The sequence below is a fragment of the Marinomonas primoryensis genome, from assembly GCF_013372285.1.
Classification (GTDB): domain Bacteria; phylum Pseudomonadota; class Gammaproteobacteria; order Pseudomonadales; family Marinomonadaceae; genus Marinomonas; species Marinomonas primoryensis.
Genome location: NZ_CP054301.1, coordinates 2861274 through 2887500 on the forward strand (window position 1 = coordinate 2861274; position 26227 = coordinate 2887500).

A 26227-nucleotide genomic window follows, 5' to 3' on the forward strand; every position below is an offset into this window, starting at 1 on the left:
TTATGCCATTGGCGCGAGAATAGTGAATAACTTGGAATTTAGAAAGGTATTTTATACATTTTGTACAAAAAAAATCTCCAAAGACCTTCGTTATACAAAGATATTTGGAGACTCTTAGGCAACCAGACAAAAATAAAGTTTATTTTTTTGGTGCGTAAGGGTTTTCAGACGATTTAAATTCAAAAATAATTGGCGTACCAGTGATGTTAAGCACGGTTCTGAATTTGTTTTCAAGGTAGCGTTTATAGCTTCCAGGAATAGAATCAGTCTGGTTGCCGTGAACAACAATACGCGGCGGGTTAGACCCACCTTGGTGCGCGTATCTTAGCTTGATACGACGACTGTTCACCATTGGAGGCTGATGCTCTGCAACAGAGTCTTCCAAAATACGCGTCAAACGGTTTGTCGACCATTTTGCATAACAAGACTCATAAGTACTTTCAATGGTGTCGTATAGATCACCAACACCAGTGCCATGTAAGGCTGAAATGTAATGTACTTTAGCGTAAGGCACAAAACCCAAGCGACGCTCAACTTCACTCTTAATGTGCTCGCGTTCGTCTTTTTTAAGTCCATCCCATTTGTTAATGGCAAGCACTACACCACGGCCAGCATCCAATACATAACCAATCATATGAAGATCTTGTTCTACCAAATCCTCATGGGAGTCAATAACCACAATCACAACATTAGCGTCTTGGATCGCCTGCAATGTCTTAACAATCGAAAATTTTTCAACCGCCTCTTTGACGTGCTTACGACGACGTACACCCGCTGTATCAATTAAAGTGTATTCTTTATCATGACGTGTATAAGGAATATAAACACTATCACGAGTTGTACCTGGTAGATCAAACACAACAACACGGTCTTCACCTAACATGCGGTTAACCAGTGTTGATTTACCGACATTTGGACGCCCCACCACACCGATACGAATACCACGAGACTCTAGGTTAATTTGGTTTTTAGCTTCCTCAACTCTTTCTGCAAATGGCAACATCACCTTATCAATTAAGATGTGCACACCCTTGCCATGAGAGGCTGCTATCGGATGTAAATCACCAAAACCTAACGAATAAAAATCAGCCAAGGCTATGTCTTCGTTAATACCATCGGTTTTATTGACAACAAGAGAAACCACTTTATTTGAACGACGTAAATGGTTGGCGATCATTTCATCGGCAGGATTTAAACCATGACGACCGTCTACAAGAAACAAAACAGCGTCAGCTTCTTCTATCGCCAACAAAGACTGGCGTGCCATTTTTTCGTCAATACCTTGCTCATCACCACTGATACCACCAGTATCAATCACAATAAATTCGTGCTCACCAAGCTTACCATCACCGTATTTACGGTCACGAGTTAAGCCAGGATAATCGGCAACTAAAGCATCACGGGATCTCGTCAATTGATTGAAGAGCGTTGATTTGCCAACATTGGGTCTACCTACCAATGCAATAACTGGAATCATTTTTTTACCTATAAAAATACAAAGCGGCCACCACCCCTATTATAAGGGATGGCAGCCTCTTAAAAAAATCGCTAAAAAGAAATCAAAATTAATTTCAATAGCTCAATGCCGTCACGTTAGAGTTCGGCGTAAGAATAAACAATCGCTTGTCGTTCGCTACCATGCGACTACCCGATGGAACATCATTATCGGCTACTTTATGAACAACCACTTCGCCCGTTATAAGGTCAAGTAAATGAACATAACCACCACGATCCATCACAGCGACATAATCTTGGAAAAATTCAGGTGTAATCAAATCTCGGTCTACAAGATTCGCATTTTCCCATACTTCAGTACCATTCTTCGCATTCAGAGCAATCACCTTGCTCTTCATATCAACAGCAACCAACAACTCTCCCCTTACAGCGACACCGACTGAACTAGGAATGCTGCGTTGCCACAGTGGACGACCGCTTTCAATTGAAAGTGCGGCAAGCGTACCATTATAGGCAACAGCATAAACAACGCCGTTTTTTACTACTAAGCGACCATCAATGTCACTTAATCGCTCTATCTCATAACGACCCTCTGGCTTTCCCACATCATAAGACCAAAGTAAATCACCACCCTGTAGAGAAAACGCCTTCAGTTTACCATCAGCAAAACCAGCAACGACTTTACCATCAGCAATAATGGGTGCGCTTGTACCACGTACCGTCAAAGATGGCAAATCTTCCTTTGTTCGCCACAAAGTATCACCTGTTTCTGCATCAAGTACACTTAACCAACCATCGGAAGTTTGAATCGCTAATTTACCTGCGGCATAAGAAGCCTCAGACAACACCTCTGAGCTCAACACTTTTTCCCACAATACGGATTGGCTCGCTAATGAAACGGCAACGAACTGGGCATCATATGTTCCAAAATACAAAACGTCACCATGACGTGTAACGCCTGCGCTTGGTTTATAGCTGGTAGAAAAAGAGCTTTTCTTCTTTCCATTTTTTTGCCCAAGCTCGTAAATCGTTCCCTTCTTCGTTACAAAAAATAAAGAACCATCTTCTGCAACTAGATTAAAGCGCTCACTAGACTCACCAAAACCACTATCTACACCTGCTCGCCATGCCGTCTTAAGTTTAACCTTACTTTCTACAGATGGAAGGCCTGGTAAAGCCGGACGCGAATTCGAGCAACCTTGAATAATTAAAGTGGCAAACAATACAATGAAAAAAAGTGACTTGCTCATAGTTAGCCTTTCACCAAATCCTTAAGTTTAATATCAAGCAAAGGGTGGTTCACACCAGCACCCAATGCTTCACTCGCTTTCTGGTAAGCGACACGCGCTTCATCGCGCTTACCTTGTGATATTAAAATATCGCCCATTAATTCTTGTTGCTGTGTAGCAAACTCTTCCTCAGATACCTTTTCTACACGAGCCAAAGCCCCTGTATAATCTTCTTTTTGAAGCATTAAACGAGCCACTCGTAGATTCGCAATAGCAACAAAGGAGACATCTTGTGTTTTAGTAATGGCAATATCTAAAGCATTGATCGCTTCATCATATTTGCCATTTTCAGCATCTACACGAGCCAAAAATAACTGTCCAAACATGGCATAGCCTGTATCACCATAATCATCAGTAAGTTGCTGAGCGATAAAGGTCACTGTTTTCTGATTATTTTCATCGCTTAAATCTGCAGCGGCTTGAACTAAGTTTTGATAAAGCGCAGAGGCCTCGCTGGTGTAGTTTGCTTGGCTATTTTTCCAAGCTTGCCAACCAAAATAGCTGCCAGCAGCAACAGCAACAGCAACGATCAACATCACACCATTTTTCTTCCACCAAGCCTTAAACGCTTCGATTTGTTCTTCTTCAGTTTTTAATTCAGCCACTTATTAGTACCTCGTTCAAGATGACGCTTAATCGTATAAAAAGCGACATTCTGTAAAATAAAATTATAATTTGTCATCAATGTATGTTGGGACATCACCCAGTGAACAAGCATGCTGCTCACCTGTTGACATGTCTTTGATCAGACATACACCTTGATCAATTTCATTTTGCCCTAAAATAATCGTGAAACGAGCCTCTGACTTATCGGCTTTTTTCATTTGACTCTTAAAGCTTCCACCGCCACAGTGACGTAATACGACTCGACTTGAGTCTATTGCACGAATACTTTCCGCTAGAACAAAAGACGCTATTTCAGCATCATCACCCATGCTAGTAACAAACACATCAGTCGAAAATTTGGCGGCAGCTGGAATTAATTCCAAAGTTTCAAGAAGAAGAACCAAGCGTTCTATTCCCATCGCAAAACCCACCGCTGGCGTTGACTTACCGCCTAACTGCTCAACCAATCCATCATAACGCCCACCAGCACAAATTGTGGCTTGCGAGCCGAGGTGACTGGTTACCCATTCAAAAACGGTCTTACCGTAATAATCCAAACCACGAACTAGGCGATGATTGATAATATACGGCACATTATTAGCTTTTAAGATCGCTTGTAAGCGATCAAAATGTACTTGTGACTCTTCACCAATAAAGTCCTCAAGGTTCGGAGCACCTTTAAGAACGGACTGAGTTGATTCATCTTTAGAGTCTAGTATTCGCAATGGGTTAGAAACCAAACGACGCTGACTGTCTTCATCTAGCTGATTTTTAAACTCTGTCAAATATTCAACTAAAGCGACTTTAAACGCTTCACGCTCCGTCGACAAACCGATAGTGTTTAACTGCAACTCAACATGCTCCAGAAGGCCTAGCTTCTGCCACAATCGAGCCGATAAAATAATTAATTCCGCATCAATGTCCGCAGAACCCATACCAAAAGATTCCACACCAATTTGATGAAATTGACGATAACGACCTTTTTGAGGGCGCTCATAACGAAACATTGGTCCGGTGTACCACAAACGCTGAACTTGATTAAACAACAAGCCAGCTTGATCTGCCGCACGAACACAACTTGCGGTTCCCTCTGGTCGTAAGGTTAAGGATTCACCATTACGATCATCAAAGGTATACATTTCTTTTTCTACGATATCGGTTGTTTCGCCAACACCACGTTTGAACAAATCTGTATTTTCAACGATAGGGAAACGAATCTGTTGATAACCATAAGACTTAACAACATCGGCAACCGTTTTTTCTAAATACAGCCAAACAGAAGACTGATCAGGCAGTATGTCATTCATTCCCCTGATTGCTTGAATTTTTCGAGCCACAATAGATCCTTAAATTTTCACAATGATATTGGCTAATTCTCGTTCTTTTAAGAGCGCCTTATCACGAATCATTTTTTCTAAATCATCAACGAGCGTATCATTCTTTGTTTTACTGTTTGGCTTACCATCTTGATAAATCAGATTATTAGGAGAACCTCCAGCAAGACCTATATCCGCTTCTTTTGCTTCACCAGGACCATTCACAACACAACCAATAACCGCGACATCCATTGGCGTCGTGATATCATCAAGGCGCTCTTCTAGTTCATTCATGGTTTTAATAACATCAAAATTCTGGCGAGAGCAGCTTGGACAGGCTATAAAGTTAATGCCTCGACTGCGCAACTTCAAACTGCGCAACATATCCCAACCCACTTTAACTTCTTGCACAGGATCTGCCGCTAAAGAAACGCGCAACGTATCACCAATACCATCCATCAATAGCAAACCAAGACCAATAGACGATTTCACCGTTCCAGAGCGTAAACCACCAGCTTCAGTAATCCCTAAATGCAATGGATTATCTATCTGGCTAGCTATTTTACGGTACGCTTCCACCGTCATAAAAATATCGGATGCTTTCAAGCTTAACTTATACTCATGAAAGTCCAGCTCATCAAAATATTGAATTTGACGAAACGCAGATTCAACCAAAGCATCTGGTGTTGGTTCTCCGTATTTTTTCTGCAAATCTTTTTCTAAAGAACCAGCATTTATACCGATGCGAATAGGAATATTTTTATCTCGAGCACAGTCTACAACGGCGCGAATACGATCTTTATTACCGATATTTCCTGGATTAATTCGTAAACAATCAACCCCATATTCGGCTACTTTTAGGGCGATCTTATAATCGAAATGGATGTCAGCAACGAGAGGGATCGAAACGGCTTCGCGTATTTTCTTGAAGGCTTCAGCAGCGTCCATAGAGGGAATAGAGACACGAACAATATCCGCACCCGCATTCGCAATGGCGCGAATCTGCGCCACTGTCGCATCAACATCACACGTTTCTGTGTTAGTCATACTCTGAACACTGATCGGCGCACCACCGCCAACCGGTACATTTCCCACCATAATCTGACGAGAAAGACGACGTTTAATAGGTGATTCAAAATGCATAAGATTCTCTACTTGAGCTCAAATCGAGCCAAATCTTTACGTGTAAAAGAAGAAAAATCGAAGACTTCACCTTTGTATTTCAAAGATGACACACCCTTGGCGTAACCCAATACAACTCTATATGGTGCATTGCCTGTTAACGCCAATTTGCTACCGGCAGACTTCACCCCAGAAAACAAAATTTTTCCTGTGGCATCGCGTACTTCAGTCCAACAGTCTTCTTCAAAAACTATTTCAACATCATTAGAGTAAGAAGGTGCTTTGGGAGGCACAATGCGCTCTATCGGAACCGCAGCGGCTGCCCTTACGACTTCAGCAGGGCTAACACCGGCTTCTTCTAGAATGGCCATTGTCTCTGCTGAAAGTCCTGTTACAACACCGTCATTCGAAGACGTTTTCGCATCCTTAACAGTGTTCCCTTCAACAAAATCATTCCTTTCAAGGGTTGTTCCTGTACTGGCATTTGAACTGGACACATTAGAAATAGGAACAGGCTCACTTGACTCATTCAAAACCGGTTCAATTGTCTCAGTTTCTGGAACCACAACCGTTTCGCTTACTTCATCATTTGTGTCATCAGCTGCCACTGTTTGATTCGATTGAGAAGGCCACCAAAAAACCAAGAAAACCAAAACAGCAACAATGACGACAGAAATAAAAATAACAAACGGATCACCTAAGTGAGTTTGCTTATTTACCTTATCTACAGGTTTGATCGTAGACTCTGCACCCTCCCGCTCACCGTCAAATGCATGTAACATTTCGGAATGATCTATACCCAAAAGGCGGCAGTAACTTTTTAGGAAGCCCCGAGCAAATGTCACGGAGCGAAAAAACTGAAAGTTATTGGCTTCAAGCGCACGCACTTGATCAATTGGAATTTTTAGTGCTGTGGCAACATGTCTTTCATCAAACTCTAGCTCTAGTCTTTTTGCTTTTAATCGTTTACCAATATTAATTGTATCTGTACTTGTTTTACTTACAGAAACATCCGTTTGAATTTCAGTGGTCATGTCAATACCTTGAGCCATTCAGGCATGTAAAATTACTCGCAGATGAATACAGTGTAGGGTCAGTCTCGCGTGCAATTAAATGCCACGACAGACAATTGTACTCATCAAAATGCACCGATCCTCGGGCAATTTGTTTATCAGCCTGGATATTATTAAAAATTAAGCGAGCTTTGTTATTACTACCGTGTATTAAAACAAGATTGAGCTCCGTCATCAAACCAATCAGAGGCAAATCAGCAATTTCTTTTGCCTGTTTTAGATAGATTGCAGCCAAATTTACGTGATTCTGACGTATTGCACATCTAGAAAGATTAATTTGCACAGATTGACGCTTTGAGTAGCCTTTTTCATCCGCTTTTTGAAATGCGTCACACGCCTCTTTCCAGTGTTTTTTAAGCCCTAATAGAACTCCGTAATTATTCCAAATAAAATCATCATCTGGGTATTTCTGTAATGCTTCCACATACACCAAAAGCGCTTTGCTATATTGCTCAACACTTAGCCAATACAAACCTAATAGTCGCCAATAATCTCGCTCTTGATACGACACATCAATCTTATCTAGTTGCTTTTTAGCCAGTACCCACTGACCAAGCAAAAGATGCGCCTGAACAAGCGACAACCTTTTCGGTTCAGAAATGGGAGGCGAGGAAGGCGCAACAACCTGATAAGCACAAGAAGTACTAAGTAAACATACCAACACAAAAGGCAATAACCACAATCGCATACTGACATCCTTGTCATACACAGAATAATTTAATCAAACAAACTAACTTTTCACTTCTCGCAATTCAATATACTTTTGACTCCGGCGAGTCTTATCTTGGAAATCACCCACTAGTTGACCACATGCCGCATCGATATCATCACCACGAGTGGTTCGCACTGTGACCGTATAACCAGCGTCTGCTAAAATTTTCTGAAAGCGACGAGTACGGTTATTGGATGGCTTTTCGTAACCAGAGTTCGGGAAAGGGTTAAAAGGAATCAAGTTAATCTTACACTCCAAATCCTTCAGCAATTCAGCCAATTCATGCGCCTGCTCTTCATTATCATTCACACCAGACATCATAGTGTATTCAATGGTGATATGACGTTTATCAGGCAAGTTAGCCAAGTAATGCTGACACGCTTCAAGCAATTCAGCAATTGGGTACTTCTTATTGATAGGAACCAATTCATTTCGAAGTGCATCATTCGGCGCATGTAATGAAACGGCTAACGACACATCTGTGCGCTTCACTAATTCATATATTTTCGGCACAACGCCCGAAGTACTTAGTGTTACACGGCGCTTAGACAAACCATATGCATGATCGTGCATCATTAGAATCATCGCATCAACAACTGGTTCGAAGTTCATCAGCGGCTCGCCCATTCCCATCATGACAACATTCGTAACACGACGAGGTCCATTTGGGTCCATTGGACCAAAAGATTTAATCGCAATCCACACTTGACCGATGATTTCTGCTGGCGTTAAATTTCGGTTAAACCCCTGCTTTCCGGTTGAACAAAAACTGCAATCCAAAGAACAACCTACTTGTGACGAGACACATAAGGTCGCACGATTACCATCGGGAATTAAAACGGTTTCAACGCAGTCGTTCTTCCCACCTTCCGTACGTATAATCCATTTGCGTGTGCCGTCTTGAGAGATTTCTTGAGACACCACTTTAGGTCCACGAATTTCACAAATCCCTTCTAACTTCGCCCGCAATGCCTTACTGACATCGGTCATTTCGTCGAAGCTTTCAGCGCCTTTTTGGTGAATCCATTTGATCACCTGAGTGGCACGAAATTTTTTCTCGCCGATTGATTCAAAGAACTCAATCAGTTTTTCAGGTGATAACCCTAATAGGTTTACTTTTTTGATGTCAGTCATAATTCAATGTCGCTTGCTGTGTATAGCATTAAGTGTAAACGAAAAAAGCCTCTGAAAAGAAAAGTCTTTTCAGAAGCCTCTGTAAAAAAGCGGGCTAGTGCCCGCTTTCACAAATCAGTTCGGACATAAAGGTCCTAGCTGTCAATTACTTACCGAAGAAGTAAGCAATTTCACGAGTTGCAGATTCAACAGAATCAGAACCGTGAACAGCATTAGCATCGATAGATGTTGCGTAATCTGCACGTAGAGTACCAGCAGTCGCTTCTTTAGGGTTTGTAGCACCCATAAGTTCGCGGTGACGAAGAACAGCGCCTTCACCTTCAAGAACAGAAACAACAACAGGACCAGACGTCATGAAAGCAACCAAATCTTTGTAGAAAGGACGCTCTTTGTGCTCAGCGTAAAAACCGCCAGCCAATACGTCGTCTAGTTGAACCATTTTCGCTTCAACGATTTTAAAACCAGCACGTTCAAAACGAGTGTAGATTTCGCCGATTACGTTTTTAGCAACAGCATCAGGCTTGATGATAGATAGAGTGCGTTCTAACGCCATGGTATAACTCCAAATTTAATTTAAAGGGGCGATGCTTTGCATGGCCCGGGACATAAAAGTTCAGCGCGTGGATTATACGCATCAATTCATTAAAATTGTATGCTCAAGCGAACATTATTTATAGCAATGGAAATAAAAGCGTGTTTTATCGCTTATCCTAACGATCTTAGACGAGTTACTGCGTTTTTTATCGTCTCGGCTACAAAATCGATCTCTTCCTCGGTGGTAAAACGTCCTACAGAAAGTCGTAAAGAACTGTGTGCCAAATTCTCCGCCAAACCAATGGCTCGTAAAACATAAGATGGCTCCAAACTTGCCGAAGTACAAGCCGAGCCAGAAGACACCGCAATATCACCAAGAGACATCAATAGCACTTCGCCATCGACATCTGCAAAACCGACATTAATCACGCCAGCGACGCGCTGGTCTGAATCACCGTTCAAATGCACACCTAACAAATCATTCAAAGACAACCACAAACGCTCACGCAAAGATTGTATTCTTTCACAATCCACCGACATCAAAACACCAGCCAAACGAAAGGCCTCACCCATTCCAACGATTTGGTGTGTTGCTAACGTACCTGAACGCATACCTCGTTCGTGACCACCACCATGAATTTGCGCCTCTAACTTAATTTTAGGAGAACGGCGCACATACAAAGCACCAATACCTTTAGGGCCATAAGTTTTATGAGCAGTAAGTGACATTAAGTCCACATTCATCGCATTAACATCAATAGCAACCTTACCCGTCGTTTGCGCAGCATCAACATGTAAAAATACACCACGAGATCGAGTCAACTGACCAATCGTAGCGATATCTGTTAATACGCCCAACTCATTATTTCCATGCATCAACGACACTAAAATCGTGTCTTCACGAAGCGCTTCCTCCACCTGATTTGGAGAAATAACACCGTGACAATCTGGCTGAAGATACGTTACTTCAAAGCCTTCTTTCTCAAGCTGCTTGCAAGGGTCTAGCACTGCCTTATGCTCAATCATAGAGGTAATAATATGTCGACCTTTTTGACGATAAGCATGAGCCACTCCCTTGAGCGCCAGATTATTAGCTTCTGTAGCACCAGAGGTCCAAACGATCTCGCGAGAATCGGCGTTAATTAACGTCGCTACCTGCAATCTAGCGTCTTCTACCGCTTCCTCAGCACGCCAACCAAACAGGTGGGAACGGGACGCCGGATTACCAAAATTACCGTCCAGCGTCAGACACGCCATCATTTTTTCAGCAACTCTTGGATCTACCGGCGTGGTGGCAGAATTATCTAGATAAACGGGGGTATTCATTTAACGCTCTCCAATATAAACACTCTAAAATCAAGCCGCTGCCTGCGCGATACCTTTGATACGGTTCACAATAGAACGTAAACCGTTACCACGAGTTGGGCTTAGATGACGTTCAAGATCTAACGACTCAAAAAAAGCAGATATATCAAAAGCCAATATTTCTTCAGGTGTTTTATGATTCAAAGCTGACAATACCAGCCCAAGCAAGCCACGTACTATGATGGCATCACTGTCTACGGCAAAGATTAACACCTCGCCTCTCGTTGCATCTTGCTCACTACCAGGCTGAATCCAAACACTGCTCTGGCAGCCTTTCACCAAACGCTCAGGTGTACGCCATGCATCATCAAAAGAAGGCAATGATTTACCCAGATCAATAATATATTTGTACTTGTCTTCCCAATCGTCAAAAAATGACAGATCTTCAACAATCTCTTCTGTATCAGGTAAGGACATGACTCCCCTCTTTTTCATTAAACGAGTAAAAATAAAAAATGGCGCTGAATCAACAAAAGCGCCGATTAAAAAAACAAAAACGGCACTTAACAAATTGCTAAGGCCGTTTCCTATTGTATTCGACTTCACTTAGCCACAGAAGACTTAGTCGCCGCAGATATTAGAAGAAAAGACCCGCTTCTAACTGCGCCTCTTCACTCATCATTTCTCGTGACCAAGGCGGATCAAACACCAAATCAACTTTAACTAACTCAACATTAGGAACTTTTGCGACTCGATATTTCACATCGCCTACCAATACAGGCCCCATACCACAACCCGGTGCGGTTAACGTCATGTCAATCAAAACAGATTTCGTTTCTTGATCCAGCGATACCTTATAAACCAAACCTAAAGACACCAAACTAATTGGAATTTCAGGGTCATAGATCGTATCCAACGCCTGCCAAACTTGATCTTCACTAATCTGACCAGAACCAAGGTCTTCAAAATTAAGAACTTCTGGCTGCTGCCCGATCGCCTCAGCATCCGTTCCATCAATTCGAAGCATGTTACCTTGCCAAGTGACAGTGTAATTGCCTCCCAAACTCTGATTGATCGTTATAAATTGTCCTTCTGGAATACTCACCGGCTCACCGCTTGGTACTCGTCGTGCCGGACAGGCACGCTGTGTCACTACCATTTTTTGCATGAAGTTAACTCACACTAAAGCTTTCGCCACAGCCACACTCGGCTACGACGTTAGGGTTATTAAACTTCACAACTTCGTTAACACCTTCGCGCACCAAGTCAATTTCTGTTCCCTTGAGCATGGTGACAGACTGTGAATCTACCGCAAACGTTATCTCACCAAATGACAAGACGGTGTCTTCCACCAAAGCGACATCAACGATATCAAGCACATAAGAAAAACCCGTACAGCCGCTTTCTTTAGTACTTAACCGAATCAATTTCCCAGGCTGTTTTACCAGTTTTGAGGTGAAATATTTCTGCGCAGAAGCGGTTAAAGACACGCTTGAAACAGGATCAAATGTTGTTGCCGTCATAGATATCTCCTAAGCCAACATCGAGCGCACTTTTTTCAGCGCGACAAACAATGCATCAACTTCTTCTAATGTATTATAAACAGAGAATGACGCACGAGCCGTTCCCGGCACATTAAAACGCGCCATCAAAGGCTGAGCACAATGATCACCGGTACGAACAGCGATACCCTGACGATCCAGTAAAAAACCGATATCCGCAGGATGGCCGTGGTCCATAACAAAACTCAGCACGCCAATTTTCTCTTTGGCATTCCCAATTATTGTGAGGCCTTCAAAAGCTTCAGCCAGCTGCGTCGCTCGGTCTAACAAGGCTTTCTCATGGGCTTCAAGACCATCATGATCCAATGCCATCAACCAACGAATCGCTTCGCCCATTGCAATGACATCGCCTACATTAGGTGTCCCAGCTTCAAAACGATAAGGCAGTACATTCCATGTAGCCTCTTGTAACGTCACCGTTGAAATCATCTCTCCGCCGGTACGCCAAACAGGCCAAGTCGCCAGTAGAGACTCTCTTCCCCAAAGTACGCCAATCCCCATCGGAGCGTAAATCTTATGCCCTGAAAAAACATAAAAATCACAACCAATATCTTGTACATCAACCTTACGGTGAGCCGCTCCTTGTGCACCATCAACCAAAACCCAAGCACCAAAGACTTTGGCCTTCGCGGTCATTTCTTTAATGGGGTTAACCGTACCGAGCGCATTAGACACATGAGTAAAGGCCACAAATTTAGTACGTTCGTTCAGCAGCGCGTCATAAGCAGCTTGGTCTAGCTCACCATCTTCTGTCACAGGAACGATTTTCAAGATAGCACCAGCTACTTTGCAAGCCTGCTGCCACGTCACCAAATTAGCATGATGCTCCATACCAGTAGCAATCACTTCATCGCCTGTCGACAATAACTGACTCAAGCCGTTGGCAACTATGTTGATTCCTTCAGTGGTACCTGTTGTCCAAATGACTTCTTCACGTTTCGGCGCATTAATAAAGTCTTTTACGAGATCGCGAGCCGCTTCAAAACGACCCGTCGCTTCATCCGCAAGGCGATGGGCACCACGATGCACATTCGAATTACATGTCGAATAATAATCAACCAGCGCATCGATCACACACTGCGGTTTTTGAGTCGTTGCCGCATTGTCGAGGTAAATCAATGGATTTCCATCAATCCGACGCTTCAAAATCGGAAATTGCTCACGGATAGCCGCTACATCAAAACTCATTAGATTCTCGCTTACTTCACTTCCATTTGCGAAAATCGCTCACGAATAATAGGACGAACCCACTCCGCTAGCGCTGCATTTGGCATTAAATCAATCAACTCGTTAATAAAACCAAAGTTGAGCATCACCTGAGCTTTTGAGCGACTCACACCACGAGTTTGCAAGTAATACAGCGCCTGCTTATCTATCTGGGCAACCGTCGCACCATGAGCACAACGCACGTCATCGGCGTAAATTTCAAGCTCAGGTTTGGTGTTAATTTCCGCCGTATTCGACATTAATAGATTGCGATTATTCAATTCCGCCAAGGTTTTCTGAGCATCTCGATGAATATGAATACGACCATTAAAAACAGCGCGTGAACGATCTGCCGCAATACAACGCACATTTTCTTCTGTCGTACCGTTCGGCATCGCATGTTCAACCGTTGCATGCAGGTCAAACAACTCTTTACCATCAAGCAAATACATTGCATTGAGTTTCGCATCCGCAAACTCACCTGCATGAATAATATCCGTATCTAGACGAGACAAATCACTACCGAAACCCACGATGGTACTGTGCATTTTTGCACGATCGTGCAGATTAAAGTGACTTCCGCCAATTGAGACATTGGTTCCTGTTTGAAGTGCGAAACGATAATGCTCTAGTCGTGCATTTGACTCGACATGATATTCCACAAAGGCGGTACTTAAAGTCTCGCCTTGCGCCTGAATATCTTCAATGACAGCTAAGCGAGAACCAGCACCCAATGTCACTTGTACACGAGTATGAGATTCAGCACCTTGACTCAACAAAGAACTAATTCGTAAGGGCTCAGCAACATCAACACCGTCAGCAACCGTTACAACCACAACATCTTGCGCCAATGCATCGTTGATCAAACCAAATAAATGACGTTCAGGTTTAACAGTAGAAAAAGTCTTCAGCGCGTGCGCTTGTTGAGCCTTTTCTAGGTCACGACCTAACGTAACAGACAAGCCTTTTGGTAGCGCTTTCGCTAATTGTGACTCGTCCAACTTACCATTAACAAAAACCAGCTCGATGGCAGCAAAATCAGCAATAGCAACAGGAGACAAATTAACAACAGCATCAATCACTTTGGCCTGTGTCCGCTCAACCGCACGCAACGGTGTATAACGCCAAGCTTCAGTTTTACGCGTTGGCCATTTCGTCGTCGATAGCAACTCAAGAGCATACGCACGCTTAGGAGCGAGCCAATCATTAATACCTTGCGCTCGAGTAATGGCGCTTTCTAACCATTCACTCATGCATTACCCCTCAAGCTCATCTTTAGCTGGCTCTTTTTGCAACCAAGCATATCCTTGGGCTTCTAACTCATGAGCCAAAGTAGCATCACCACTCTTGACTATTTTGCCGTCAGACAAGACATGAACAAAATCAGGCTTAATATAGTCTAAAAGACGCTGATAATGCGTGACAACAATAAAACTACGATCCGCTGAACGCTGGCTATTAACGCCCTCTGCAACGACTTGCAAAGCATCAATATCCAAGCCTGAATCGGTTTCATCAAGAATACAAAGCTTTGGTTGAAGCAAAAGCATTTGCATCAACTCATTACGCTTTTTCTCACCACCAGAGAAACCTTCGTTAACGCCACGTTTTAGGAAGGCAACAGGCAAATCAACTTGCTTACAAGCCGCTTTGGCTTCTTTCAAGAAATTAGCGGAGGTAATAGCGTCTTCACCACGTGCTTCACGTTGCGCATCAACAGAGGCTTTCAGAAACTCTAAGTTACTCACACCCGGAATTTCAACAGGGTATTGGAACGCCAGAAACAAACCCGCGCGCGCGCGCTCTTCTGTTTCCATTTCAAACAAATCTTTACCATCTAGCGTTACGCTGCCGCTGTCTACCGTGTAACCATCACGACCAGACAAGACATAGCCTAAAGTGCTTTTACCCGCACCATTTGGCCCCATAATGGCATGCACTTCACCAGGTTTAATATCCAAACTTAACCCTTTGATGATCTGCTTTTCTTCTACGCTTGCGTACAAATCTTTTATCGTCAATAAACTTTCAGTGTTCGACATCTTCAATAATTCCTTAACCTACAGAGCCTTCAAGGCTAATTTCTAGTAACTTGCCCGCTTCAACGGCAAATTCCATTGGTAATTCTTTAAACACTTCCTTGCAGAAGCCATTCACAATCATGGATACGGCTTTTTCAGGATCAAGACCTCGTTGACGACACAAAAACATTTGCTCGTCACTGACTTTAGACGTGGTTGCTTCATGCTCGATAATCGCGGATGGATTACGACTTTCTACATAAGGAAAAGTATGAGCGCCACACTGATCGCCAATTAACAACGAGTCACACTGAGTAAAGTTACGTGCACCATCAGCCCCTGGATTCATTCGGACAAGACCACGGTAACTATTGTTACTCTTGCCAGCGGAAATACCTTTCGTAATGATGGTGGACTTGGTGTTTTTACCAATGTGAATCATTTTGGTGCCGGTATCAGCTTGCTGACGACCACGAGTCAGGGCAACAGAGTAAAACTCACCTACGCTGTTATCTCCTTTCAAAATACAACTAGGGTATTTCCAAGTAACAGCGGAGCCTGTCTCTACTTGAGTCCAAGATATTTTGGCGCTGGTATGACAAATTCCACGTTTGGTAACGAAGTTGTAAATACCGCCTTTGCCGTTTTCATCGCCTGGATACCAGTTCTGAACGGTAGAATATTTAATCTCCGCATTGTCCATAGCAACCAATTCAACCACGGCAGCATGCAATTGGTTTTCATCTCGCTGTGGTGCGGTACAACCTTCAAGATAACTGACATGACTGCCTTCATCTGCAATGATCAAGGTGCGTTCAAACTGACCTGTATTCTGCTCATTAATGCGGAAATAGGTAGACAACTCCATTGGGCAACGCGTGCCTTTTGGAATATAAACAAAGGAGCCATCCGTAAACACAGCACAATTTAATGCGGCATAATAGTTGTCTTTCTTAGGTACAACACTGCCTATGTATTTTTTCACAAGCTCAGGGTATTTCTGTATAGCTTCAGAAATCGGACAGAAAATAACGCCCGCTTCCTCTAGCTTACCTCGAAAAGTGGTTACCACTGAGACTGAATCAAACACGGCATCAACCGCGATACCAGCCAGCATTTGTTGCTCTATTAGAGGAATACCAAGTTTTTCATAAGTACGAAGCAATTCAGGATCAACCTCGTCCAAAGACTTAGGTTTATCTTTCATGCTTTTTGGTGCTGAATAGTAGGAAATCGATTGGAAATCAATTTTCGGGTAATCTACCAATGCCCAATCAGGCTCTTCCATTTCCAGCCATTCACGAAATGCACTTAGACGCCACTCAAGCATCCACTCAGGCTCACCTTTCATTTCAGAAATACGTTTAATGACACCCTCATCCAAACCAGGCTCAAACGTTTCTGATTCTATATCAGAAACAAAACCGGCTTTGTATTCCCTTGCCAGCGCCTTATCTATCTGCTCAGTCATATAAAAACTCACTCATCATAAGAGCCAACACACTGAGCATCAGTGCGTCACGCTCTACTAATTTATTCTTTACTTAATCAACTATCGCCGCGATTATCTTACTGCTCTCAAAGCCATTTTTTCGGCCTTCAAGATCTTGACGCTCTGCAACTTGCCGTACTTCATTACGGTGAACCAGTTGCTCTAAGCTGATTTGGCTTAAAAAATCATGTATTTGATCACTTAAATCACACCATAAATGGTGAGTAAGGCAAGTGTTACCACTTTGACAATCACTGCGCCCCTTACATCCAGTAGCATCAACCGACTCATTTACGGCATCTACTATCTGCGCGACAAAAATATCATCATTTGAACGACTCAGACGATACCCACCACCTGGACCTCTTACACTGGTTACCAACGCCTTCTTACGAAGCTTAGAAAACAACTGCTCAAGGTACGATAAGGATATTTCTTGTCGATTCGAAATATCCGACAAAGACACTGGCCCTTGATCCGAATGCAATGCCAGATCAAGCATGGCGGTTACCGCATAACGACCTTTTGTTGTCAGGCGCATAAGTTATCCAAATTAGATTATTCTTTGAGTGTAAATAGTACACAAAACCTACTGTTTTGATCAAGTATTTACCTGACTATTTTAGTAGGTTATTACCTAACCATAATATTCAGCGCATATTTTACGTGCACTATGGGGAAAACAAAACCGCATTCTGCAGTTTCAAAAAGCATCAGGGCAATAATACTTACAATGAAAGCCATCCAATAATGTCGATAGCACGTAAAAATAGAACAAAAGCCTTGTCCTTTCATGACAAACACGCACACTAATAGATAGTTAAATGAGCCGAAGAAAGAGGATTGATAATGCCACCTAAAGGTAATGATGAAAAAATTCTTAGCGAAGAAGTACCTGAAAAGAAATCGAAAGGACTTTTGATTCCAATTTTATTGTGTTTCCTTTTGAGCGTGGTCGCTTCATCAGGCGTTTCCTACTTTCTTCTACAGTCTAGTAAAGGAGGCTCAGCAACAACACTTAAGGCGAATGAGCAGAACGATTTGATTGCCAACTTACAAGAATCCCTTTCGCAACAAAAAATAAAAATACAAGCCATTGAAGATCAGAATAATGTTCTGAAGCTATACCTCAGACACAGCAGCGGCACAGCGCTAAAAAACATCTTAATCAACCAAGAGCAAAATATTCAAGCGTATTTAAAAGTCATGAAATCTGCTATAGACGATCTATCAAAGCTTATTCCTAGAACAACAGACTGGAACAACGAGTACCAATATCAACTGGATCTGGCACAAAAAGGCAGTATAGAAAGAGAAGACTTACTAAAACTGTTAAAAACAGGCGAGCCAAACGAGAAAAATCAGTAGATATCAGTACTATTTAGCCGAGCCAAAAAACTGAAATACATAAGGACGTAACTTTTGCTACTGTCGATATTAAAAAATACACATCTATTAAAAAATTATGACGCAATAAAAACCAGCTTTTGGTTCACGCCTTGTTTAATCTTATTTTTCACTATAATAAGCTGTATGATCTTGCTGTTTATTGATCTGTATGCAGGGTTAGACGCTGTTCACTGGTTGGCTTTTTTATACCATGCTGATGCAAACATAACTCGTAGTTTACTGACCACTATAGCTAGCAGCGTTATGACCGTGGTCAGCATTACCTTCTCAATTACCATTGTTGCCCTCACCACGGCATCATCTCAATTTGGACCTAGATTAATTCGTAACTTCATGGAAGACAAAAGCACCCAAATGGTACTTGGTGTATTTATCTCGCTTTTTATTTACTGTCTCATTTTGGTCCGTATGACAGACGACTTTGCAGAGGGCCATTTTTTACCTGGCCTAACTTTCGCGGGGGCTATCGCCATGACCCTATGCGGCATTCTTTTACTGATCTACTTCATCCATCATGTTTCGCAGAACCTGCAGTCAGACAATATAATTGACAATGTTTATTCAGAACTGCAATACAGTATCAATCAGATTTTCAAACAACAAAAAGAGGAAGAAGACGCAACTTCTAGCGAAAATAACGCCATAACAAAACCAGATATTGAGAGAAAACTCGTTAGCACTATGAATAAACGAGGAGCCATTCCATTAAAAAGCCCAGCATGCGGCTACATTCAAACCATTAATTACGCTCACTTAACAAAAGTAATGAAAAAACTAGATGGCTACCTTGAAGTGTCCGTTAATCCGGGGGATTTTGTAGTGAACCGCATGATCACTATGAACTGCCACACCAAACACCTTTCTAAGGAGGATGAAAAAAGCTTGCATAACGGCTTCACCTTGGGACCCAAGCGCACACCAATCGAAGACCCAGAGTTCGCGGCTCATCAGCTTATTGAGATCGCATTAAGGGCTCTTTCTCCCGGCATTAACGACCCATACTCTGTCATTGCTTGTGTTGATAAACTGACAGCCATGATCTGTAACTTGACGCAGGAAAATTTTCCAAAAGGAACTACATACGACGAAGATAATATTGAACGCGTTAGCTACAAAACAACCTCTTTCCAGAACCTCGCCAACATCGCCTATGATCAAATACGCCAATACTCACGAACCTGTCTCGCGGTACAACTACGTCTACTAGAAGGTCTAATTCGAGTGGCTGAACAAGCCAGCCTCCCGACACACTGGTCGTTTGTACGTCACCAGAAACAAATGATTGAACACAGTCTAAAGCAACAAAACTTAATTGATTTAGACAAAAAAGAAGTTACTAACCGTTTACAGATTCTCGATGAACACCTTAAAAACAACGGTTAATACTTAACATAAAAACCAATAAGAGTAATGGAGCTTTTCGCCTCACTCCATTACTCTAAAAGAGCAGCGATACTTTAAAGAAAACTTACAAAGAGCATGCCAGCTCTGTCCCTTGTTTAATCGCTCGCTTCGCATCCAGCTCAGAGGCAACGTCAGCTCCACCGATAAAGTATACGGTTTGGTCAAGCTCCTTTTCTAATAATCGATTAGGTTCTTGTCCAGCACAAACAACCACAGTATCGACGTCTAAACACTGATACTCACCATCAACTAAGACATGAAGCCCTTCATCATCAATACGCTGATAATCACAACCAGACAAAAACACAACACCTTTTTTGAGTAACTCCGTACGGTGAATCCATCCCGTCGTTTTCCCTAAACCTGCCCCTACTTTACTTTTCTTACGTTGCAACAAAAAAACCTCTCGCTCTGATTTTTCAAAAACAGGCTTAATCCCCTCCACACCGCCTCGAGCTGAAAGTGTCATATCCACCCCCCACTGAGACATAAACCCTTCAATGTTTTGCGCCTTATGTGATACAGAATCGATCAAGTATTCACAAATATCGAAACCTATGCCTCCGGCACCAATGACAGCAACGCGTTTACCAACAGGGCTGCCACTCATAACATCTAGGTAACTCATTACCTTTTTATGCGTAACACCATCAATATCAGGAGCTCTAGGTAGAATACCTGTCGCCAACACGATCTCGTCGAATTGACCTTTTTTCAATAAGCCGCCATCCACTCGAGTATTTAATTGTAAGTCGACTCCAGTCAGTTCTATTTGGCGCTTGTAGTAGCGTAATGTTTCATAAAATTCGCCTTTCCCTGGAATACGCTTAGCAATATTAAATTGCCCGCCAATTTCATTCGCCGCATCATACAAGGTAACCTTATGCCCGCGCTTAGCCGCTGTTGTCGAAAATGCTAATCCAGCAGGTCCAGCGCCAACTACGACAATGTATTTAGGGCTCTCTGTTGGGCAAATAACCAATTCGGTTTCATGACACGCTCTAGGGTTAACAAGGCATGACGTCAATTTGTTTGCAAACACATGATCTAAGCAAGCTTGATTGCACGCAATACAAGTATTGATTTCATCTGCACGATTTTGCTCTGCTTTTAAAACAAACTCAGGATCCGCGAGAAAGGGCCTCGCCATTGATACAATATCAGCATCACCACGAGCCAAAACTTGTTCCGCTATTTCCGGTGTATTGATACGATTTGAAGTAACCAAAGGAACCGTTAATAATTTACGTAATGCTGCTGTAACCCAAGTAAATGCGGCGCGAGGCACTTTAGTAGCAATCGTCGGCACCCTTGCCTCATGCCAACCAATACCGGTACTGATAATGGTTGCTCCGGCTTGCTCAATGGCTAATCCCAGCGTCACCACTTCTTCCAAGCTACTGCCACCTTCGACCAAATCCAACATTGAGAGTCGATAAATAATAATAAAATCACTGCCAACGGCTGCCCGAATCCGTCCGACAATTTCGATCGGCAACCTGATTCGACCTTCGTACGCACCACCCCATTCGTCTTCACGATGATTCGTTCTAGAGGCAATAAACTGATTGAGAAAATAACCCTCGGACCCCATCACTTCAACACCGTCATAACCCGCTTTTTTTGCCAGAACTGCCGCATTGATGAAATCTAGAATTTGTTTTTCAATACCTTCAGCCGTTAATGCTTCAGGTTCAAACGGGTTAATAGGAGCTTTTATAGCGGAAGGAGCAACTAATTTAGGATTATAAGCGTAACGTCCTGTATGCAATATTTGCATACAGATTTTTCCTCCGGCTTCGTGAACGGCATCAGTGATAACTCGGTGCTTTAGCGCATCTTGTTCCGATGCCATAGTCGCTGCACCAACATACACAGCACCCTCAGAATTAGGCGATATACCGCCCGTTACAATGAGCCCAACCCCGCCTCGAGCCCGTTCAGCATAAAAGGCAGCCATACGCTCAACTCCGCCTTTCATTTCTTCTAAACCTAAATGCATAGACCCCATTAGTACGCGATTTTTTAGCTGAGTAAACCCCAGATCCAATGGTTCAAATAAATTTGGGTACGTAGAATGACTCATAATAACGACTCGCTTTGTTTATTATTGTTTGTTTTGCCGCTGCCCGCGTGCAATTTTGACACTGTCAAGATAGTTTTTAATATAGACAATGTCAAGATTAAAGGCTCTAATTGACCAATGTCGACATTAAAAAAACACTATCACCATGGCGATCTAACTAAATCGCTACTTGAGTCTGCTTCCTTAATTATCAAAGAACAAGGAACAGAAAGCCTCAGTATGCGTAAACTAGCCGATACAGTAGGCGTCTCAAGAACAGCGCCATACCATCATTTCAAAGATAAAAACGCCTTACTTTGCGCATTAGCAGAACAAGGTTTTTGCGAACAAGAAAAAATACTTTACTCTTTAATCAAACAAGACCATACCGCAGAAGAGTGCTTTAAGAAGTACGTACATGCCTATTTAGAATACGCCCTACTTCACAACGAAACATATGACCTTATGTACGGTAGGACGATATGGAAAGCAGCTAGCCCAAGCCCTTCATTAAAAGCAGCATCTAAACGTACATTTAAGATATGGATAGATTGGGTAGAAGAGCTACAGCAGCACAAAGTACTACCGAGCAACAATACGCCATTAAGAATAGGGCAAACGACGTGGGCAAGCTTACATGGATTAGCCAGACTATTTATAGACGGAATCTATCTCGATCAGGCAGACTTATCAGAAATGATAGAACAAATGATTAAGAACCTTCGTCAAGAAAGCTCAACCAGCGCCTAGGTTTGATCGAGTATTAGAGAGCATTTGCTCTCTTCGTAAGCGTTTAACATCTCGATGACTTAAATATAGCAACGGAGTGATAACCAACAACGAGCCTATAAACAACCCTAAATCAGGCGTTTCACCAAATATCCACCACCCAATTAAAAAAGCAAAAATCAATCCCGAATATTCAGCACTCGTCACTTTACTTGACGCAACATAGCGATACCCAACCAAACATGACACGCTGTACAAAATAGAACAAATAGAAGAAAGCGCAGCGTAAACCAGTAACTCAATCTGAAAAGCTTCACCTTCCCATAAAGCCAACCCTCCAGCTAAAGGTAATGCAAAAAACTGAGTCACTAACAACCCATAAAGTATATCTTGTTGTTGCGGCAGCTTTTTTATCAATAAGCTATTTGCAGCCAGTACCACTGCAAAAAGAATAGCACTCACCATTCCGAACGTAATTTCTGTCGGTCTTAAAATTACCAAAATACCCATAAACCCCAATACAGCCGCTAGTACGACATCCATGCTTAAACGCTCTTTATAGAAAAAAGCCCCAAACAACATGATAAAAATTGGTGCGGTATAAAACACAGCATTCGCTGTCGCCAAAGACAATTCAGCCAAAGAAAGAACAAGTAGAACGGCAGCCAAAACCCACATATTGCCACGAATAAAGTGAAGCTTTAATCCTAAAAAAACAGCCGATTTAGATCGACGATAAAGTCTAAGAACGACAATAGGTAAAAGTATGGAGCACATAAAAACAGCACGAAGAAAAGTGAATTGAAAAATAGCCACTTCAGAACCGGCTAACTTGATAAATACGTCACACAGTGTCGCGAAAAAACTCCCTAATACTAAAATTAAAATAGCACTACTAACAGTACGACCGGACACTTCACTCTCCTTAGAATTAATCAGCTTTAGACCAGCATAATAAATTCAAATCATTAGATAAAATGATATATTTAGACATAGTATTAGTTAATTGGATAATGTAAATATGCTTCCTCCTCTGAAATCACTACCCGTATTTGAAACAGTCGCACGACTGAATAGCTTTTCGCGCGCCGCACAAGAGCTCAATGTAAGCCAAAGCGCGGTATCTCATCAAATACGAATCCTCGAAAACCACCTTGGGGAAAGCCTATTTCATCGCCTAGGTAGAAATTTAGAGTTAACAAAAGAAGGTAAGCAATATCTAGACACTATAAGCAACTCTCTACTACAAATTTCAGAAGCCACAACACAAATCAAAGGACAGCAAAAAACGCATATTCGGTTGGCGGTATACAGCTCGTTTGCAGTTTATTGGCTAATCCCAAGGTTGCCTGAACTAAAGCGCCTACGTCCAAATTTAGAACTCAGCATTGAAATGAGTCACGGCTCCCCAGATCTTTCCGATCGTACCGCAGATTTTTTCATCACAATTGAAAAAGAAAAAAGGGGCTTTCTATTTGAATCTTTTTATGAAGAAGAGCTATTTCCCGTATGCAGTTACAGCTACCTTGAAACGATCAAAAGCAGATTGAACGTAATATCTAGTAAAGAGCTAATGGAAAAACTCAACACAACTCCCAACCCCTTAGCACAATTTTCACTCATCACCTCACACAGTATCTATGACCGTCATTTTGAAGACTGGAAACGCTGGTTTTCAAATCTACAACAATCTCTACCAAGCACAGTACAATTCCATCGTTTTAGTCATCTTATGCTTGCCTATGAAGCCGCAAAGCACTCTCTTGGAATCGCACTTGTAAATGACTATATGATGAATGAAAAAAACGATGAAACAGCGCTAATAAAGCTACCTTGTAGTGCATTCAAAACAGGTGATAACTTCTCTTTAGCGTATAAAGAAAGTCGAAAAAATGAAGAGGCTATCCAGTATCTAAGAAAGTGGTTAAATGAAGAAGCAAAAGCACTATATCGAGATAATTAATAGAGTATTTTTCTCTAACGTTTGTTACTTGGCCTCTATTAAACCACCTCAAGATCAAACACCACCGACCAAAATAAGGCTTCCCTATATTCCAGCATCAAGGTAGATTTTCCACCTATTTTCCTTTCCTTGAGCCAAAAAAAAGCCCTGACAGCGTTAGCTATCAGGGCTCTCTTAATTTAAGCTTGACGACGACCTACTCTCACATGGGATCTCCCACACTACCATCGGCGATGGCGCTTTTCACTTCTGAGTTCGGGATGGGATCAGGTGGTTCAACGCCTCTATGATCGTCAAGCAATTCTGCTGCGTTCGTTCTGGCGGTTTCTTAAGATCATAATCTCTATCATCTCTTTCTTCCAACCAAAACACGCGAAGACATGCTTGGATCTTTAACAATTCTTTTTTGAAATAACGGTAATCAAGGTTAAACCAGTTTTTATCGTAATGTGTCTCTGTAATCTTTGATGCATTTGCTTAGAGTCTTTTTCATTCTCTCTTCACTTATCATCTAAAACCACTTTGGTGTTATATGGTCAAGCCTCACGAGCAATTAGTATTGGTTAGCTCAATGCCTCACAGCACTTACACACCCAACCTATCAACGTCCTAGTCTCGAACGGCTCTTTAGGGGACTTATGTCCCAGTGAGATCTTATCTTGAGGGAGGCTTCCCGCTTAGATGCTTTCAGCGGTTATCCCGTCCGAACGTAGCTACCCGGCAATGCCACTGGCGTGACAACCGGAACACCAGAGGTTCGTCCACTCCGGTCCTCTCGTACTAGGAGCAGCTCCTCTCAAATCTCAAACGTCCACGGCAGATAGGGACCGAACTGTCTCACGACGTTCTAAACCCAGCTCGCGTACCACTTTAAATGGCGAACAGCCATACCCTTGGGACCGGCTTCAGCCCCAGGATGTGATGAGCCGACATCGAGGTGCCAAACACCGCCGTCGATGTGAACTCTTGGGCGGTATCAGCCTGTTATCCCCGGAGTACCTTTTATCCGTTGAGCGATGGCCCTTCCATACAGAACCACCGGATCACTAAGACCTACTTTCGTACCTGCTCGACGTGTCTGTCTCGCAGTTAAGCGTGCTTTTGCCTTTACACTCTACGCATGATTTCCGACCATGCTGAGCACACCTTCGTGCTCCTCCGTTACTCTTTGGGAGGAGACCGCCCCAGTCAAACTACCCACCACACAGTGTCCTCGATCCAGATAATGGACCTGAGTTAGAACCTCAAACATACCAGGGTGGTATTTCAAGATTGGCTCCAATAGAACTAGCGTCCTATCTTCAAAGCCTCCCACCTATCCTACACAAATAGGTTCAAAGTTCACTGTGAAGCTATAGTAAAGGTTCACGGGGTCTTTCCGTCTAGCCGCGGATACACAGCATCTTCACTGCGATTTCAATTTCACTGAGTCTCGGGTGGAGACAGTGTGGCCATCGTTACGCCATTCGTGCAGGTCGGAACTTACCCGACAAGGAATTTCGCTACCTTAGGACCGTTATAGTTACGGCCGCCGTTTACTTGGGCTTCGATCAAGAGCTTCGCTTACGCTAACCCCATCAATTAACCTTCAAGCACCGGGCAGGCGTCACACCCTATACGTCCACTTTCGTGTTTGCAGAGTGCTGTGTTTTTAATAAACAGTCGCAGCCACCTGGTATCTTCGACCGACTAGTGCTTACGGAGCAAGTCCTTCACACCGGCCGGCGTACCTTCTCCCGAAGTTACGGTACCATTTTGCCTAGTTCCTTCACCCGAGTTCTCTCAAGCGCCTTGGTATTCTCTACCTGACCACCTGTGTCGGTTTGGGG

The 26227-nt window shown here is 42.7% G+C and carries 24 protein-coding genes and 2 rRNA genes (1 of these 26 running past the window's edge); 4 read left to right on the forward strand and 22 right to left on the reverse strand.

Features of this window, described 5'->3' with window-relative positions:
• Window positions 1–139: 139 nt before the first annotated feature.
• From der to iscR, 18 genes are all read right to left on the reverse strand, one after another.
• Window positions 140–1477, reverse strand: coding sequence for a ribosome biogenesis GTPase Der (gene der, locus MP3633_RS13255; RefSeq protein WP_112137411.1), 1338 nt, complete (start codon window positions 1475–1477; stop codon window positions 140–142).
• A gap of 94 nt (window positions 1478–1571) precedes the next feature.
• Window positions 1572–2705: an outer membrane protein assembly factor BamB gene (gene bamB, locus MP3633_RS13260; RefSeq protein WP_176335901.1), complete on the reverse strand. Its 1134-nt coding sequence runs from the start codon at window positions 2703–2705 to the stop codon at window positions 1572–1574.
• 2 nt (window positions 2706–2707) lie between these two features.
• Complete coding sequence (locus MP3633_RS13265; protein WP_176335902.1) at window positions 2708–3349, reverse strand: YfgM family protein; 642 nt, start codon at window positions 3347–3349, stop codon at window positions 2708–2710.
• Between the two features lie 63 nt (window positions 3350–3412).
• On the reverse strand, window positions 3413–4687 hold the full coding sequence (gene hisS, locus MP3633_RS13270) for a histidine--tRNA ligase (RefSeq protein WP_176335903.1): 1275 nt from the start codon (window positions 4685–4687) through the stop codon (window positions 3413–3415).
• A gap of 9 nt (window positions 4688–4696) precedes the next feature.
• Window positions 4697–5809 (reverse strand): flavodoxin-dependent (E)-4-hydroxy-3-methylbut-2-enyl-diphosphate synthase, encoded by a 1113-nt coding sequence (gene ispG / locus MP3633_RS13275; RefSeq protein ID WP_112137404.1) that lies wholly within the window; start codon window positions 5807–5809, stop codon window positions 4697–4699.
• Between the two features lie 8 nt (window positions 5810–5817).
• Entirely contained in the window at window positions 5818–6822 is a 1005-nt protein-coding gene (locus MP3633_RS13280) for a RodZ domain-containing protein (protein ID WP_244959643.1), read from the reverse strand.
• Window position 6823: 1 nt separating this feature from the next.
• Window positions 6824–7549 carry a tetratricopeptide repeat protein gene (locus MP3633_RS13285; RefSeq protein ID WP_176335905.1) on the reverse strand — a complete coding sequence of 242 codons (726 nt, stop codon included), beginning with the start codon at window positions 7547–7549 and terminating at the stop codon, window positions 6824–6826.
• A gap of 42 nt (window positions 7550–7591) precedes the next feature.
• Window positions 7592–8707, reverse strand: coding sequence for a dual-specificity RNA methyltransferase RlmN (rlmN, locus tag MP3633_RS13290; RefSeq protein ID WP_176335906.1), 1116 nt, complete (start codon window positions 8705–8707; stop codon window positions 7592–7594).
• Window positions 8708–8852: 145 nt separating this feature from the next.
• A complete protein-coding gene (gene ndk, locus MP3633_RS13295; protein WP_112137398.1) occupies window positions 8853–9260 on the reverse strand; it encodes a nucleoside-diphosphate kinase in 408 nt (135 codons plus the stop codon).
• A gap of 152 nt (window positions 9261–9412) precedes the next feature.
• Complete coding sequence (locus tag MP3633_RS13300) at window positions 9413–10567, reverse strand: IscS subfamily cysteine desulfurase (RefSeq protein WP_176335907.1); 1155 nt, start codon at window positions 10565–10567, stop codon at window positions 9413–9415.
• A 30-nt stretch (window positions 10568–10597) separates the two neighbouring features.
• Window positions 10598–11023, reverse strand: coding sequence for a SufE family protein (locus tag MP3633_RS13305; protein ID WP_176335908.1), 426 nt, complete (start codon window positions 11021–11023; stop codon window positions 10598–10600).
• Between the two features lie 160 nt (window positions 11024–11183).
• On the reverse strand, window positions 11184–11714 hold the full coding sequence (sufT, locus tag MP3633_RS13310) for a putative Fe-S cluster assembly protein SufT (protein WP_112137393.1): 531 nt from the start codon (window positions 11712–11714) through the stop codon (window positions 11184–11186).
• A gap of 4 nt (window positions 11715–11718) precedes the next feature.
• Window positions 11719–12069: a HesB/IscA family protein gene (locus MP3633_RS13315; protein WP_176335909.1), complete on the reverse strand. Its 351-nt coding sequence runs from the start codon at window positions 12067–12069 to the stop codon at window positions 11719–11721.
• Window positions 12070–12078: 9 nt separating this feature from the next.
• On the reverse strand, window positions 12079–13296 hold the full coding sequence (locus tag MP3633_RS13320; protein ID WP_112137389.1) for an aminotransferase class V-fold PLP-dependent enzyme: 1218 nt from the start codon (window positions 13294–13296) through the stop codon (window positions 12079–12081).
• Between the two features lie 11 nt (window positions 13297–13307).
• A complete protein-coding gene (gene sufD, locus MP3633_RS13325) occupies window positions 13308–14567 on the reverse strand; it encodes a Fe-S cluster assembly protein SufD (RefSeq protein ID WP_176335910.1) in 1260 nt (419 codons plus the stop codon).
• Window positions 14568–14570: 3 nt separating this feature from the next.
• Complete coding sequence (gene sufC, locus MP3633_RS13330; RefSeq protein ID WP_112137386.1) at window positions 14571–15356, reverse strand: Fe-S cluster assembly ATPase SufC; 786 nt, start codon at window positions 15354–15356, stop codon at window positions 14571–14573.
• Between the two features lie 13 nt (window positions 15357–15369).
• Window positions 15370–16806: a Fe-S cluster assembly protein SufB gene (sufB, locus tag MP3633_RS13335; protein WP_112137384.1), complete on the reverse strand. Its 1437-nt coding sequence runs from the start codon at window positions 16804–16806 to the stop codon at window positions 15370–15372.
• A gap of 73 nt (window positions 16807–16879) precedes the next feature.
• On the reverse strand, window positions 16880–17368 hold the full coding sequence (gene iscR / locus MP3633_RS13340; RefSeq protein WP_112137382.1) for a Fe-S cluster assembly transcriptional regulator IscR: 489 nt from the start codon (window positions 17366–17368) through the stop codon (window positions 16880–16882).
• A 308-nt stretch (window positions 17369–17676) separates the two neighbouring features.
• On the opposite strand from iscR, the gene MP3633_RS13345 reads away from it, so the two are divergent.
• Window positions 17677–18195, forward strand: a complete 519-nt coding sequence (locus MP3633_RS13345) for a hypothetical protein (protein WP_176335911.1) — start codon at window positions 17677–17679, stop codon at window positions 18193–18195.
• 54 nt (window positions 18196–18249) lie between these two features.
• Window positions 18250–19620 (forward strand): DUF2254 domain-containing protein, encoded by a 1371-nt coding sequence (locus MP3633_RS13350; protein WP_176335912.1) that lies wholly within the window; start codon window positions 18250–18252, stop codon window positions 19618–19620.
• A gap of 85 nt (window positions 19621–19705) precedes the next feature.
• On the opposite strand, the gene MP3633_RS13355 is transcribed toward MP3633_RS13350, so the two are convergent.
• Window positions 19706–21727 (reverse strand): oxidoreductase, encoded by a 2022-nt coding sequence (locus tag MP3633_RS13355; RefSeq protein WP_176335913.1) that lies wholly within the window; start codon window positions 21725–21727, stop codon window positions 19706–19708.
• A 117-nt stretch (window positions 21728–21844) separates the two neighbouring features.
• On the opposite strand from MP3633_RS13355, the gene MP3633_RS13360 reads away from it, so the two are divergent.
• Complete coding sequence (locus MP3633_RS13360; RefSeq protein WP_176335914.1) at window positions 21845–22456, forward strand: TetR/AcrR family transcriptional regulator; 612 nt, start codon at window positions 21845–21847, stop codon at window positions 22454–22456.
• On the opposite strand, the gene MP3633_RS13365 is transcribed toward MP3633_RS13360, so the two are convergent.
• Entirely contained in the window at window positions 22442–23350 is a 909-nt protein-coding gene (locus MP3633_RS13365; protein ID WP_176335915.1) for a DMT family transporter, read from the reverse strand. The genes MP3633_RS13360 and MP3633_RS13365 overlap by 15 nt on opposite strands.
• Before the next feature lie 106 nt (window positions 23351–23456).
• Here MP3633_RS13365 and MP3633_RS13370 point away from each other — a divergent pair, with 106 nt between their 5' ends.
• The gene (locus tag MP3633_RS13370) at window positions 23457–24398 is read left to right on the forward strand and encodes a LysR family transcriptional regulator (RefSeq protein WP_112137370.1); all 942 of its coding nucleotides are present in this window, start codon (window positions 23457–23459) and stop codon (window positions 24396–24398) included.
• A 183-nt stretch (window positions 24399–24581) separates the two neighbouring features.
• Here MP3633_RS13370 and rrf read toward each other — a convergent pair.
• Together rrf and MP3633_RS13380 are read right to left on the reverse strand one after the other, a co-directional pair.
• Window positions 24582–24696 (reverse strand): 5S ribosomal RNA (gene rrf, locus MP3633_RS13375).
• 234 nt (window positions 24697–24930) lie between these two features.
• Window positions 24931–26227: ribosomal RNA gene (locus MP3633_RS13380) — 23S ribosomal RNA — on the reverse strand; it runs 1599 nt beyond the window's last position.

Bases quoted from the DNA above. Each gene is read 5' to 3' on its own strand.
- der (WP_112137411.1), bottom strand. From the start codon at position 1,477: ATGATTCCAGTTATTGCATTGGTAGGTAGACCCAATGTTGGCAAATCA.
- bamB (WP_176335901.1), bottom strand. From the start codon at position 2,705: ATGAGCAAGTCACTTTTTTTCATTGTATTGTTTGCCACTTTAATTATT.
- ispG (WP_112137404.1), bottom strand. From the start codon at position 5,809: ATGCATTTTGAATCACCTATTAAACGTCGTCTTTCTCGTCAGATTATG.
- MP3633_RS13280 (WP_244959643.1), bottom strand. From the start codon at position 6,822: ATGACCACTGAAATTCAAACGGATGTTTCTGTAAGTAAAACAAGTACA.
- MP3633_RS13285 (WP_176335905.1), bottom strand. From the start codon at position 7,549: ATGCGATTGTGGTTATTGCCTTTTGTGTTGGTATGTTTACTTAGTACT.
- rlmN (WP_176335906.1), bottom strand. From the start codon at position 8,707: ATGACTGACATCAAAAAAGTAAACCTATTAGGGTTATCACCTGAAAAA.
- ndk (WP_112137398.1), bottom strand. From the start codon at position 9,260: ATGGCGTTAGAACGCACTCTATCTATCATCAAGCCTGATGCTGTTGCT.
- MP3633_RS13300 (WP_176335907.1), bottom strand. From the start codon at position 10,567: ATGAATACCCCCGTTTATCTAGATAATTCTGCCACCACGCCGGTAGAT.
- MP3633_RS13305 (WP_176335908.1), bottom strand. From the start codon at position 11,023: ATGTCCTTACCTGATACAGAAGAGATTGTTGAAGATCTGTCATTTTTT.
- sufT (WP_112137393.1), bottom strand. From the start codon at position 11,714: ATGCAAAAAATGGTAGTGACACAGCGTGCCTGTCCGGCACGACGAGTA.
- MP3633_RS13315 (WP_176335909.1), bottom strand. From the start codon at position 12,069: ATGACGGCAACAACATTTGATCCTGTTTCAAGCGTGTCTTTAACCGCT.
- MP3633_RS13320 (WP_112137389.1), bottom strand. From the start codon at position 13,296: ATGAGTTTTGATGTAGCGGCTATCCGTGAGCAATTTCCGATTTTGAAG.
- sufD (WP_176335910.1), bottom strand. From the start codon at position 14,567: ATGAGTGAATGGTTAGAAAGCGCCATTACTCGAGCGCAAGGTATTAAT.
- sufC (WP_112137386.1), bottom strand. From the start codon at position 15,356: ATGTCGAACACTGAAAGTTTATTGACGATAAAAGATTTGTACGCAAGC.
- sufB (WP_112137384.1), bottom strand. From the start codon at position 16,806: ATGACTGAGCAGATAGATAAGGCGCTGGCAAGGGAATACAAAGCCGGT.
- iscR (WP_112137382.1), bottom strand. From the start codon at position 17,368: ATGCGCCTGACAACAAAAGGTCGTTATGCGGTAACCGCCATGCTTGAT.
- MP3633_RS13345 (WP_176335911.1), top strand. From the start codon at position 17,677: ATGCCACCTAAAGGTAATGATGAAAAAATTCTTAGCGAAGAAGTACCT.
- MP3633_RS13355 (WP_176335913.1), bottom strand. From the start codon at position 21,727: ATGAGTCATTCTACGTACCCAAATTTATTTGAACCATTGGATCTGGGG.
- MP3633_RS13360 (WP_176335914.1), top strand. From the start codon at position 21,845: ATGTCGACATTAAAAAAACACTATCACCATGGCGATCTAACTAAATCG.
- MP3633_RS13370 (WP_112137370.1), top strand. From the start codon at position 23,457: ATGCTTCCTCCTCTGAAATCACTACCCGTATTTGAAACAGTCGCACGA.